This window comes from Rhodococcus sp. 27YEA15, from assembly GCF_049739425.1.
Taxonomy (GTDB): Bacteria; Actinomycetota; Actinomycetes; order Mycobacteriales; family Mycobacteriaceae; genus Rhodococcus_F.
Map to the genome: position 1 here is coordinate 5,200,561 of NZ_JBMHHW010000001.1, position 13,752 is coordinate 5,214,312.

At 64.5% G+C, this 13,752-nt stretch carries 7 protein-coding genes; 6 read left to right on the forward strand and 1 reads right to left on the reverse strand.

Translation table 11 applies throughout. The annotated features are described in order from the left end of the window. Nucleotides 1-170 precede the first annotated feature (170 nt). The 6 genes from ABH922_RS24310 to ABH922_RS24335 all read left to right on the forward strand — a co-directional run bounded on the left by ABH922_RS24310 (nucleotide 171) and on the right by ABH922_RS24335 (nucleotide 12,757). Nucleotides 171-2,054 (forward strand): alpha/beta hydrolase-fold protein, encoded by a 1,884-nt coding sequence (locus ABH922_RS24310; RefSeq protein ID WP_424809375.1) that lies wholly within the window; start codon nucleotides 171-173, stop codon nucleotides 2,052-2,054. A gap of 112 nt (nucleotides 2,055-2,166) precedes the next feature. Next, nucleotides 2,167-2,715 carry a DUF732 domain-containing protein gene (locus tag ABH922_RS24315; protein WP_424809376.1) on the forward strand — a complete coding sequence of 183 codons (549 nt, stop codon included), beginning with the start codon at nucleotides 2,167-2,169 and terminating at the stop codon, nucleotides 2,713-2,715. Nucleotides 2,716-2,726: 11 nt separating this feature from the next. Next, nucleotides 2,727-3,680 (forward strand): cutinase family protein, encoded by a 954-nt coding sequence (locus tag ABH922_RS24320; protein WP_424809769.1) that lies wholly within the window; start codon nucleotides 2,727-2,729, stop codon nucleotides 3,678-3,680. A gap of 700 nt (nucleotides 3,681-4,380) precedes the next feature. After that, complete coding sequence (gene fadD32 / locus ABH922_RS24325) at nucleotides 4,381-6,270, forward strand: long-chain-fatty-acid--AMP ligase FadD32 (RefSeq protein WP_424809377.1); 1,890 nt, start codon at nucleotides 4,381-4,383, stop codon at nucleotides 6,268-6,270. A gap of 38 nt (nucleotides 6,271-6,308) precedes the next feature. Then, nucleotides 6,309-11,219 (forward strand): polyketide synthase Pks13, encoded by a 4,911-nt coding sequence (pks13, locus tag ABH922_RS24330; RefSeq protein ID WP_424809378.1) that lies wholly within the window; start codon nucleotides 6,309-6,311, stop codon nucleotides 11,217-11,219. Next, complete coding sequence (locus tag ABH922_RS24335) at nucleotides 11,216-12,757, forward strand: acyl-CoA carboxylase subunit beta (RefSeq protein ID WP_424809379.1); 1,542 nt, start codon at nucleotides 11,216-11,218, stop codon at nucleotides 12,755-12,757. The genes pks13 and ABH922_RS24335 overlap by 4 nt, the downstream gene beginning before the upstream one ends. A 63-nt stretch (nucleotides 12,758-12,820) precedes the next feature. Here the strand turns inward: ABH922_RS24335 and ABH922_RS24340 are convergent, their stop codons facing one another. Next, complete coding sequence (locus ABH922_RS24340) at nucleotides 12,821-13,750, reverse strand: LysR family transcriptional regulator (RefSeq protein WP_424809380.1); 930 nt, start codon at nucleotides 13,748-13,750, stop codon at nucleotides 12,821-12,823. Nucleotides 13,751-13,752: the final 2 nt, after the last annotated feature.

The following is a 13,752-nucleotide window of genomic DNA, read 5'->3' on the forward strand; positions in this document are numbered from 1 at the left end:
CAGGACGGCACGTGTGCGTTCGACGGTCCACCATCGCTGGGTCTGCGTAACAATTGCACCACCGGTAACAGCGCGGCTACCCCGACCGGGGGTCGTTTGCGTGTAGAAAGAGTTCGAACGCGGGGCCCGATCGATGCGCGGACCGAACGTCAGGGAAAGAGAGTGAACTCATGCGAGTAGGCCTTGCCAGGGCGGACCGTCACAGGTCCCGGGCAACCCTCCGGACGAAGGTCGTCGGCGCGCTGGCAGCGCTGCTGGTGGTTCCGCTCGCTGCGGGCGTGACGGGAGCCGGAGTTGCCGCCGCGGCACCGACACCGGCACTGAGCGCCCCGGCAGCGACCCAGAACGCCACCGGCGCCACCGTGACCAAGGTGGAGTGGCTCAGCGAGCGCCGCGTCGCACTGTGGGTGAACTCTCCTGCGATGGGGATTCCGATCCAGGTGCAGATACTGCTGGCACGCGACTGGAATCTCAACCCGTCCGCGTCGTTCCCGTCGGTGTGGATGCTCGACGGTCTGCGCGCCACCGACATCGAGAACGGCTGGACCGCCGAAACCGATGCCGAATCCTTCTACGCCGACAAGAACGTCAACGTGATTCTTCCCGTCGGCGGCCAATCCAGTTTCTACTCCGACTGGCTCTCGCCCGACAACGGCAAGAACTACCAGTGGGAGACGTTCCTGACGAAGGAACTTCCCCCCATCCTCGAGAAAGACTGGCGCACCAATCAGACCCGTGGCGTCGTCGGCCTCTCGATGGGCGGCACCTCGGCGATGTTCCTCGCCGCCAGGAACCAGGGCTTCTTCAAGTTCGCAGCCTCGCTCTCGGGCATTTTGACCACCACCTCGCTCGGCATGCCGCAGGCGATCGGTTTCGCGATGAACGACGCCGGCGGCTTCAACTCGGCCGCGATGTGGGGTCCGCCGTCCGATCCGCAGTGGCCCGCCCACGATCCGTATCAGCTCGCCGACAAGCTCAAGGGTGTGAGCCTGTACGTCTCGAGCGGCAGCGGCACCACCGGTCCGTACGATCAGCCGTCCGGCATTCCCGGTGTCAGCACCAACTACGCGGGTATGGGTCTGGAAATTCTCGCTCGCCTCACATCGCAGACCTTCGCGACCAAGCTCAACCAGCTGGGGATCCCGGCGCAGGTGAACTACCGCCCTTCCGGCACCCACTCGTGGCCGTACTGGCAGTTCGAGCTGCACCAGCTCTGGCCGCAGCTGGCCAACGCGCTCGGTACCGACGTGGACAAGCCCGGCTGCAATGCGGCTGGCGCGATCGGTGCCACCGCCGGCGCCAACGCGTGGATCGGTGATTGTGTCACTCCCGAGTACAACGTGGCCGGTGGTATCGCTCAGGACTTCCGTAACGGCCGCATCTACTTCACCCCCGGAACCGGAGCGCAGCCGGTCGCCGGACGTATCGCCGGTGCCTACATGAACACGGGAGCTGCAGCCGGCCCACTCGGATTCCCGAAGACTCCGGAATTCGGTACGCCGGACGGACGTGGCCGGTACAACCACTTCCAGAACGGGTCGATCTACTGGACTCCGCAGACCGGCGCACATCCCGTCAGCGGTGACATTCTCGCCGAATGGTCGGCGCAGGGATGGGAGGGCGGCCCGCTCGGTTACCCGACCGCCGACGAGATCGCGACACCCGGAAAGGCCGGTAAGGTCCAGGGCTTCGAGATCGGAGCGATGTACAGCAGCGCCGCCGGAACGTACGCGGTGCTCGGCATGATCATGGGCAAATACGGTGAGCTCGGTTGGGAAAACGGATGGCTCGGCTTCCCGAAGTCCAACGAGATCCCGATCAAGGACAACGGTAGGTTCACCGCCTTCGAGGGCGGGAACATCTACTGGAGTCCGGGTACCGGTGCCTGGTCGGTCGAGAACGGCCCCCTGTTCGACGGGTGGAAGAGTGTCGGCTACGAGGGTGGCAGGCTCGGTTTCCCGATCAGCGACAAGTTCGACATAGCCGGTGGCGTTCAGCAGAACTTCCAGTTCGGCTACATCACGGTGATCGACGGTAAGACCGAAGTTCACTAGAGGAAATCGTCGCAGTGACACATGCCGGGCGGGCCCGATCATGGATCGGAGCCCGCCCCTGTGTTGCGTAACCTGATGATGGACTTTCGATCGAAGGCAAGGACGGAAACTGATGGCGCTTTTCTCGGGTAACCGACACACCGTTGCGCGGGCATTCGCGTTGGGTTCGCTGGCGTTGGCCACCAGCACCGCGCTCGTCGCCTGCGGCAGCGACGATTCGACGGCGTCTTCCGATCCGACGTCCGCGGCCACCGCGTCTACTTCCGCAGGCGCCGCTACCTCGTCCGCCGGCGGGTCGACCGCGTCGACGTCCACGGCGGTCACGAGTCCGGGAGCGGCCGCCACGGCGCCGCCGGAGCAGCCGCAGAGCATCGAGGGTTTCCCGGGGCCCACCGTGGTGGAGGTGAGTCCGCAGGCCCAGCAGTTCCTCGACGGACTGAAGGCGCGCGGTATCGACCCGGCCGGTGACGGCAGTGTCGCGGTCAACACGGCGAACTACATCTGCGCGGCCGGGGCGCAGACCGACGACGAAGTACGTACGTTCGTGATCGCGTTCGTCGGTCAGGAGGCCGAAGTCGCCGGCCGGGCGATCACGCCGGAGCAGGCTCAGAAGGACGCTCAGACGTACATCGACGTCGCACACGACAGTTACTGCAAGTAGGCCCGCCGGTGATGGCAAGGCGCGGTAAGCGTCGCGGTTGTCTGGTTCCGCTTCTGATCATCGTGGTGGTCGCGGCGGTCGTCGTGGGCGGCTGGTATCTGTTGGCGGGACGGGTACCCGAGGACAAACCGCTACCGCCCGGTCCGCCGCCGCCAGCCGCGCAATCGGCCGATTGTCCGGATGTCCAGGTAGTTGCCACACCGGGCACGTGGGAGTCGAGTGCCACCGACGATCCGTACAACCCCACGGCCAACCCGGCGTCGTTGATGCTCAACGTGACCAGGCCGCTGCAGCAGCAGTTCGCTCCGGGTCGGGCCGACGTCTACACGGTTCCGTATGTTGCGCAGTTCTCGAATCCGGTCGCGATTCCGCCGGACGGTCAGCAGTCGTACAACAACTCTCGTGCCGCGGGAACCGCTGCGGCAAACGATTTTCTGGTCGAGCGGCATGCTCAGTGCCCGCTCACGAGTTACGTACTCGTCGGGTTCTCGCAGGGTGCGGTCATCACCGGCAATGTCGCTGCGGCGATCGGTGACGGGACGGGTGCGGTTCCGGCGAATCTGGTTCTCGGTGTGGCGCTCATCGCCGACGGTCGACGTGATCCGGCGTTCGGTATCACGGTTGGCCCGGAAGTTGCAGGCGTGGGCGCGGAGCTCTCGTTGAACGGGCTGAATCTTCCGGGGTTGACGATGACGGGTGCACGGCCGGGCGGTTTCGGTGCACTCAACGATCGGACGTATCAGATTTGTGCGCCCGACGACGGGATCTGTGACGCGCCGCCAGCAGCGCTGAATCCGAGTAACTGGTTGTCGTCGGCGGGTCGATTGCTCGACTACAGCAAGAATCCGGTGCACGCGATGTACAACTCGTTCCCGGTCGAGTCGGACGGGACGACGGCGACTCAGTGGATGGTCAGGTGGGCGGCGGATCTGATCGACGATGCACCGACGCCTCCGCACAGTTGATTCGCGCATATGGAACGTATCTGTCGTCGAGCGAGTCGAGGCCGGGTAATCTGCTGGTTTGATCACGGTGGAGTGTCAGGTGACCCCGGCGGGTCACCTACAGTGCTGTCGAAGCGGAGCTCGCTAGTAGGTTCGATAGGCCCGAGTCCGAAGTTCAGAGTTTCGACCCCGCCAGCACAGGAGAAGCGATCAATGAGTTGCACACGTCGTCGTGCCGCGTATTGCGTGAGCCCTGACGGCGTCCCGCTCGACCGGACCATGATCTTGATCATGGTTCCCGTCCGATCACCGGCACTCACCGCGTCGACTGCGACTCCTGCGGGTCGCACAGGTGCGTCGGCGTTCGGGATCGGTAGGGCATCGGGGGCCGTTCCGGCGCGCCCTCCGAGCCAGGCTGTTGGTGCTTTCGGGACGTTCGCGGGCTCGATCCACCGACCGGCTACAGGTCCTCGATGTCCGAAGTCGAGGTTCGGAAGACCGAAATTCCGGCAATCAGCCCAATCGTGGCCGTCGAGTTGGTCGGAGGATACTCACGATGCAAATCTGTAACATATCGATGGTTTGGGATCGATGAAGTGATTCAGGTGAGTTGCGCACACGGTGCGATTCGATTGATCGAAGATGGACCCGAGAGAGCGAAGGAAGTCTGGGGCTCAGGCATGAGGAAAATTGCCTGTGTGATCGCTTCGGAGGAGATGGAATGAACGCGCTGTTCGATGGTTATCTCGACGAGAAGGGCCAGATACGCCTGCAAGAGGGCTTCACTCTGGTCGACTACGTCGAGCAACACTCGCGTGTCAACGCGGACGAGCTCGCGTACCGCTACATCGACTATTCCCGTGAGCGTGACGGCGAGGCACTCGAGCTGACGTGGGATCAGTTCGGCGTGCGCCTGAGGGCTGTAGCAGCGCGTTTGCAGCAGGTCACCCAGCGTGGCGATCGTGTCGCGATTCTGGCTCCGCAAGGCCTGGACTACGTCATCTCCTTCTTCGCTGCCATCCATGCCGGTTCCATCGCCGTGCCCCTCTTCGACCCGGACGAGCCCGGCCATTCCGATCGTCTCGACGCTGTTCTCGGGGACTGCAAGCCGAGCGCCATTCTGACCGCGGCGTCCTCGGCGGCCGGAGTGCGGAAGTTGTTCCGGTCGCTGCCCGCCGCCGAACGTCCGCGCATCATCGCCGTCGACGCCATTCCCGACACGGTCGGGGAGACCTGGGTCCGTCCGGACATCAATTTCGACGAGATCGCATATCTGCAGTACACGTCGGGTTCCACGCGAACGCCCGCCGGTGTGGAGATCACCCACCGGGCGGTCGGCACCAATGCTCTGCAGATGGTCGACTCGATCGAACTCAACGAGGATTCGCGCGGCGTCACCTGGCTTCCGCTGTTCCACGACATGGGTCTGCTGACGGTCATCCTGCCCGCTCTCGGCGGTAAGTACATCACCATCATGAGTCCGCGCGCGTTCGTGCAGCGGCCGTATCGATGGATCAAGGAACTGGCGGCCGTCTCCGACGGTGCGGGTACGTTTGCCGCAGCCCCCAACTTCGCCTTCGAGCATGCCGCGGCACGAGGTCTGCCGAAGGACGGCGACACGCTCGATCTGAGCAACGTGATCGGGTTGATCAACGGTAGCGAACCGGTGACGACGTCGTCGATGCGTAAGTTCAACGAGGCGTTCGCTCCGTACGGTCTGCCGAAGACCGCGATCAAACCGTCCTACGGCATGGCGGAGGCGACGCTGTTCGTCTCGTCCACCAAGCATTCCGACGAGGCCAAGGTCATCTATGTCGACCGCGCCGAGCTGAACAAGGGGCGGATCGTCACGGTCGACCAGGACGCGGAGGGTGCGATCGCCCAGGTGTCGTGCGGTTACGTCGCACGCAGCCAGTGGGCGGCCATCGTCGATCCGGAGTCGTTGATCGAAGTGCCCGACAACCACGTCGGTGAAATCTGGTTGCACGGCGAGAACATCGGTATCGGCTACTGGGGGCGTCCGGACGAAACCGCGGAAACCTTCCACAACAAGCTCAACCATCGCCTGGCTCAGGGCAGCCACACGGTCGGGGTGCCCGGGGACGGCAACTGGATGCGGACCGGAGATTTCGGTGTCTACGTCGACGGCGAGCTGTACATCACCGGGCGCGTCAAGGACCTCGTGATCGTCGACGGCCGTAATCACTACCCGCAGGACGTCGAAGCCTCGGCGCAGGAAGCCAGTGCGGCGTTGCGTCCCGGCTTCATCGCCGCGTTCGCGGTGCCGGCGAATCAGCTGCCGAAGGTGGTGTTCGCTCAGTCCACCTCGGGTCTGCAGTTCGACGCGGACGACGCGTCGGAGCAATTGGTGATCGTTGCCGAGCGGGCCCCGGGCGCAGGTAAGGCAGATCCTCAGCCGATCGCCGACGCGGTGCGTGCCGCGGTGGCCGCACGCCACGGCGTGACAGCTCGCGACATCCTTCTCGTTCCGGCCGGGTCCATCCCGCGCACCTCCAGCGGCAAGATCGCGCGCCGGGCGTGCAAAGCCGGCTACGTCGAGGGCACGCTGCGTGGCGGTTACCAGCAGACCGCATTTCCCGACAGCGTCTGAGGAGCACATCCCTTCATGATCGGTAGCTTGGTGCATTGATGGTTGAACAAGATGGTGGGCAGGGCAACGATGTCGACGGTCAGGACGTCGGCATGAGTGTCGCGCAACTTCGTGACTGGTTGCGTAATTGGATTGCCGAGGCGACCGGTCAACCGGTCTCGACGATCACCGACGATCGGCCGCTGGAAGAGTTCGGGTTGGCTTCTCGTGACGCGGTTGCCCTGAGCGGGGAGATCGAGGATCTGCTCGGTGTCACGCTCAACGCCACCGTCGTCTATCAGCATCCGACGATCGACTCGCTGGCCACGCTCATCATCGAGGGTGAGCCGGAGATTTCGGACGAGAACGTCGACGCCTCGTACTACACCTCGGCGGTGCCGTCGAATGCCCACGACATCGCGATAGTCGGACTGTCCACCCGCTTCCCCGGCGCCGGGCACACTCCGTCGCAGATGTGGGAGATGCTGGCGGAAGGCCGCGACGGGATCACCGATCTGCCCGAGGATCGTTGGATCGAGTTCATGTCCGATCCGGCCATCCGGGCCGCCGTCGAGAACGCCCGCACCAAGGGCGGCTATCTCGACGACGTCAAGGGGTTCGACGCTGAGTTCTTCGCGATGTCTCCGCTCGAGGTCGTCAATGTCGATCCGCAGCAGCGGTTGGCTCTCGAGCTCGCCTGGGAGGCCCTCGAGCACGCCAGGATCGCGGCCAGTGATCTCAAGGGCAAGCAGGTCGGTGTCTTCATCGGAAGCTCCGCGAACGACTACCAGCTGCTCGCAGTCAGTGATCCGGCGACCGCGCATCCGTATGCGTTGACGGGAACGTCCACGGCGATCGTCGCGAACCGGGTGTCGTACTTCTTCGATTTCCGAGGTCCGTCCATCGCGTTGGACACGGCGTGCTCGTCGTCCTTGGTGGCCGTGCACGAGGCGGTCCGGTCACTGCGCAGTGGTGACTCGAACCTCGCGCTGGCCGGTGGCGTCAACATGCTGCTCGCCCCTCCCGGAACTCTCGGATTCGACCAGACCGGCATGCTCAGCCCCGACGGCAAATTGCGCGCGTTCTCGTCGAACGCGGAAGGGATCGTGCGCAGTGAGGGCGGCGGTCTGGTCGTGCTCAAGCGTCTCGAGGACGCCGAGCGTGACGGCGATGCGATTCTCGCGGTGATCGCCGGTAGCGCCGTCAACCAGGACGGCCGTTCCAACGGACTGCTCGCACCCAATCCGGCTGCGCAGGCCGACGTGCTGAGATTCGCGTATCGCGACGCGGGTATCGCACCGAGCACGGTCGACTACATCGAGGCCCACGGAACCGGCACCGACCTGGGTGACCCCATCGAGGCGGACGCGCTCAGTCGTGTCGTCGGCCGAGGCCGTGACGAGGACAAGCCGGCGCTGCTCGGTAGTGCGAAGACCAACTTCGGGCACCTCGAGGCCGCTGCCGGAGCTGCCGGTCTGATCAAGGTCGTCCTGGCGATGCAGGAAGACAAGATCCCGGCGACCATCAACTATCTGGGGCCCAACCCGCACATCGATTTCGAGAAGGCGCATCTGCAGGTGACGTCCGAGGCCACCGACTGGCCGCGGTACACCGGCAAGGCCGTCGCCGGTGTGTCCGGTTTCGGTTTCGGTGGTACCAACGCGCACGTCGTGGTCAAGGAATACGTCCCGGCTGTGGTCGAGGACGCCGGTGCGGCACCGGACGAGCGGCCGGTAGTGCTGGTGGTGTCCGGTGCGTTGCCGTCGCGGCGTCGACGCGCTGCGGCAGATCTGGCGGATTGGCTCGAAACCGAAGACGGCAGCACGACGCCGCTGGCGGATGTCGCACGGACGTTGGCGCGTCGCAATCACGGGCGCTCCCGCGCTGCCGTGGTGGCGAGCACCCGTTCGGAGGCGATCAGTTCTTTGCGTGCGGTTGCGGCGGGCAAGCCGGCCGCCGGTGTGTTCTCTGCCGATTCGCCGTCGCCGAAGGGCGCCGTGTGGGTGTTCTCGGGCTTCGGTTCGCAGCATCGCAAGATGGCGAAGCAGCTGTATCTCGAGAACGAGGTGTTCAAGGCTGCCGTCGACGAGGTCGACGAGCTGATTCAGGACGAGGCCGGCTATTCGGTGGCCGAGATGTTCCTCGACGACGGGGTCGATTACAACGTCGAGACCGCGCAGGTGGGCATCTTCGTGATCCAGGTCGGTTTGGCGGCGGTGCTTCGCCATCACGGCGCGGAACCCGAAGCGGTGGTTCCGCATTCGATGGGTGAGGCCGCGGCGGCGTACGTTGCCGGCGGGTTGAACCTCGAGGACGCGGTGCGCGTCATCTGCTCGCGTTCACGTCTGATGGGCGAAGCGGAAAGTGCCCTCGTCGGTGACGACATCCGATTGATGGCTCTGCTCGAGTACTCCGCTTCGGAGATCGAAGCGCTACTGCCCACGTATCCCAAGCTCGAGGTCTGTGTGTACGCCGCACCGACGCACACCGTGATCGGTGGTCCGCAGCCGGATATCGAGGCGATCGTCGCTGCCGCCGAGGCGGACGGCAAGATGGCTCGGGTTCTCAAGACCAAGGGCGCGAGCCACACGTCGCAGGTGGATCCGCTGCTCGGTGAACTGGCGGCGGAGCTCGCCGGTATCGAGCCGGGTGCGTTGAAGGTGGGCGTCTACTCGTCCGTGGACAAGGACACCTTCTACCGGGCGCGCCACGACGCGATTCATCAGGAGGCGTACTGGGTGAAGGGTTTGCGCCACAGCGTGTACTTCACCAACGCGGTGCGCGGCGCTGTTGCGGGCGGTCACACCACGTTCGTCGAGTTGGCGCCCAATCCGGTGACGTTGATGTCGGTTGCGGCTACCGCGTTCGATTCGGGCTTGCACGACATGGAGTTGGTGCAGACCCTCAAGCGCAAGGAGGACGAGCCCGCGGGCGTGCTGGCCGCTCTCGCGCAGCTGTACGTCCACGGTCACGCCGTCGATCTCGAATCACTGTTCCCGGCAGGCAAATTCGCCACACTGCCGCGTACGACTTTCATTCGCAAGCCGTACTGGCTCGATATTCGAGTGTCTTCGGGTGGAGCGTCGCGGATTCCGGGATCGCATGTCGCGTTGCCGGACGGCCGCCACGTGTGGGAGGCCGATGCCGCCGTGGTCGACGATTTGACTGATCTCGTCACTGCCGCTGCCGCACAGGTGCTTTCGGATGTCACCCTCACCGCTGCTGTTCCTCGCGGTGATCTTGCCGGTGCCGCTACCGTCACCACCACACTCAATCCGCACCCCGGTGGGGCGTCGGTACAGGTTCACGCCCGTGAGAACACCGAGTTCCGACTGCTTTTCGACGCCGTCGTCACCTCGGGTGAACCGCTACCGGAACTGGCGGTCGCCGCGCCGACACGGTCGGCGGGCCCCGTCGAAGCTCTCGCCGAGGTGGTCGAGGATGCCGGCGCGAAGTGGGACCCCAACGGTTCGCAGAGTCTCGACGATCGGCTCACGATCGTCGTTGCCGAGTCGATGGGATACTCACCCGAAGATCTGCCCGCCGAGATTCCGCTGATCGAGCTCGGTCTCGATTCCTTGATGGCGATGCGCATCAAGAATCGAGTCGAGTACGAGTTCGACATCCCGCAACTACAGCTGCAAGCCGTCAAGGACGCAAGCCTCAGTGAGGTCAACAAGTACCTGCGGTACGCGATCGACAATCGCGAAGAGGTGCAGGCTCTCGCCGAGAAGCAGGCGGCGGACAAGGCCGCCCAGGATGCGGCCGATGCGGCCGAGGACGCTGCGGTCGGCGGTGCTGTGGTCGACGGTGCTGTGGTCGACGGTGCTGCACCCGTCGCGGCCACCGTTGCCGGTTCCGACACCGTCGACGGCGCCGTTTCGGATGTTCCGCCGCGAGATGCTGCGGAGCGCTTGACGTTCGCGACGTGGGCAGTGGTGACCGGAAGCTCCGCGAAGGGCATCTTCAACCAACTTCCCGTCCTCGACGACGCGGTGGCCGAGAAGTTGGCTGCACGCCTGTCGGAGCGAGCCGAGGGCGAGATCACGGCCGGTGACGTCCGATCGAGTCGGAGCATCGAGGAACTCTCGGACGTGGTGCGCCAGTACCTCGAGGACGAGGACCGCATCGACGGTGTGGTTCGCACGCTGCGGGCTCGCCCCGAGGGTTCCACCGCCGTACCGGTATTCGTGTTCCACGCCGCGGGCGGTTCCACGGTGACGTACGAGCCGCTGCTCAAGCGGCTACCGGCAGACACCCCGATGTACGGGTTCGAACGCATCGAGGGTTCACTCGAGGACCGTGCCGCCGCCTACGTGCCGCTGCTGCGCGAAATTCAGGGTGACGGACCGTACGTGCTGTACGGCTGGTCGTTCGGCGGCGTCATGTCGTACGCCGTCGCGAGGTTGCTGCGTGAACAAGGTGCCGACGTGCGGGTGGTCGGGTTGCTCGATACCGTGATGGCCGGTGAGGACGTTCCGAACACACCGGAGGAGATCCGCAAGCGTTGGGAGCGTTACGGCAAGTTCGCCAAGCGCACCTACAACGTGGACATGCCGTTGCCGCTCGATCTTCTGGCCGCAACCGAGACGGACGAAGAGCAGATCGAGATCTTGATGAATCTGCTCAAGATGAGTGACGCCAAGATTCCGGGCGGCATCATCGAGCACCAGCGGACGTCGTGGCTCGACGACCGCGCCATCCAGACCGCGAAGATCGAGAACTACGACGGCGACGTCGTGCTGTACATGGCGGACAAGTATCACGACGAGTTGATGACCATCGAGCCCGCGTTCAAAACGCGTGAGCCCGACGGTGGTTGGGGTAAGTACGCGAAGAACCTCGAGGTCGTCTACATCGGCGGGGATCACCTGCAGATCGTGGACGAGCCGTACGTCTCGAAGGTCGCTGCAGACCTCACCAAGAAGCTCGCCGAGATCGGTGCAGCGGAAACCGGAGTACAGAAGTGACCACCACCACCGCGGAGAAGATCGCCGAACTTCGCGAAAAGTTGGAAATGGCAAAGGATCCCGGATCGCCTCGGGCAATTGCCAAGCGTGACGCCGCCGGTCACAGCACCCCGCGTCAGCGGATCGACCTGCTTCTCGATCCGGGTAGTTTCGTCGAGTCGGGCGCCCTGGTGAAGGCTCCCGGTGACGGTGAGCCGTACGGAGACGGTGTGGTCACCGGTCACGGAACCGTCGACGGTCGACCGGTTGCAGTGTTCTCCCACGATCAGACGGTGTACGGCGGCGCAGCCGGCGAGATGTTCGGCCGCAAGGTGGCCGCGATCATGGATCTCGCGATCAAGATCGGCTGCCCGGTGGTGGGAATCAACGATTCGGCCGGCGCACGCATCCAGGACGCGGTGTCGTCGTTGGCGTGGTACGCCAACATGGGTGCCCGTCAGGAGCCGCTTTCCGGTTTGTGCCCGCAGATCTCGGTGATACTCGGCAAGTGTGCCGGTGGTGCGGTGTATGCGCCGATCAATACCGATGTCGTGGTTGCCACCGAAGAGTCGTACATGTTCGTGACCGGGCCGGACGTGATCAAGTCCGTCACCGGTGAGGAAGTCAGTCTCGACGAATTGGGTGGCGCGCGTACGCAGGCGGAGAACGGCAACATCCATCACGTTGCCGTGGACGAAAAAGCGGCTTTCGACTGGGTGCGTGAGTACTTGAGCTTCCTGCCGTCATCGTGTCAGGAATCGGCGCCACTGGTGAATCCGGGCCTCGAACCCGAGATCACGGCAACCGACCTCGAACTCGACACGTTCATGCCCGATGCCGACAACGCCGGCTACGACATGCACGACATCATCATGCGTATTTTCGACGACGGAACCTTCCACGAGGTGGGAGCCCAGGTCGCACACAACGTCATCACGGGTTTCTCTCGGGTGGACGGCGTTTCGGTGGGTGTGGTCGCGAACCAGCCCACGTACCTCAGTGGTGCGCTCGACGCGGCAAGCTCCGACAAGGCGGCGCATTTCGTGCGGCTGTGCGACGCGTTCGGCCTGCCGCTGATCTTCCTCGTCGACACCCCGGGCTTCCTGCCGGGCGTCGAGCAGGAACAGATGGGTGTCATCAAGCGCGGTGGCCGCTTCCTGTTCGCCTATCTCGAAGCATCGGTTCCCAAAGTTACTCTGGTGGTTCGTAAGTCGTACGGTGGCGGTTACGCCGTGATGGGGTGCAAGCAACTCGGTGCCGATGTGAACCTGGCGTGGCCGACGGCGCGTATCGCGGTGATGGGTGCCGAGGGCGCCGTCAACATCATGGGTCGCCGTCAGTTGGCGGATGCCGGAGACAATGCTCCCGCCGTGCGGGCGCAGCTCATCAATTTCTACAACGAATTCGTCGCGACGCCGTACATCGCGGCCGAGCGCGGCTACATCGACGCGGTCATCGAGCCCTCTCAGACGCGGCTCGAAATTCGTAAGGCATTGAAGCTGTTGCGGGACAAGAAAGTCTACAAGAACCCGCGCAAGCACAACTTGATGCCACTGTAGGGGGGCGGAGCCCTGGTGTGTCGCTCTAGGGGGCGAAGCCCCGGTGTGTCGCTGCGCTGGGAGCTATGGGGAGGGCGCACAGGGAGAGTCGACGGATCCGAGCGCGTCGAACTGTCGCCTCAACGCGTCGACGCCGGCGCGAATGGCGGGGCGGTCGCTGTCGGAGCGCCAGGCGAGGTAGATGTCGCGGTGCAGGGGTGGAACCGTCTCGATCAGCTGAACCCCTTCCGGGGGAGTGACTTTCGCGAGTTTCGGGATCAGGGCCACGGCCAGTGCTTGGGCTACGAATTCCAGCTGTGCGGGGAATTCGGCTACTTCGAACTCCACCCGTGGATCGAAGCCCTGGGCGCGGAGGGTGCGGACGGTGAAGGCGTGGAAGTCGGTTCCGCGAGTCCAGGTCACCCAGGCCTGATCGGCGAGTTCACGCAGCGCCACGGTTCGGTGGTGCGCCAACGGGTGTGATGCCGGCAGGGCGGCGACGGCCATGTCGTCGTATACCGATTCGAAGGACAGGCTTTCGGGGAGGTCGACGGGTCGGGTGCTCCAGCTGTCGACCACCACGAGGTCGAGGTCGCGGCGGATCAGGGCTGGAATGAGCTCCTCGGATTCCGCCTCGGTGAAGGTGATGTCGAGCTGGGGGTGGGCACGTTTGATCTCGGCGACGGCTCGGGGCAGGACGGTCCGGCTCGGCGACACCAAAGCGCCGAGACGCAGTAGTCCGGTTGCCTCGGTGCGCAGTGATGCGACGTCTGCTTCGGCGCGGGCGAGCACGGAGAGTACTTCGGCGGTACGACGGGCGAGTATGCGTCCGGCCTCGGTGAGTCTGACTCCGCGCCCGTGTGGGGCGAGGATGGCCACTCCCACTTCGCGTTCGAGTTTGTTCAGTTGTTGTGAGATGCCGGACGGTGTGACGTGCAGGGTTCGTGCTGCACCGGCAACGGATCCGGTTTCGGCGACGGCGTGCAGGGCCCGCAGTCTTTCGACGTTCAGCATTC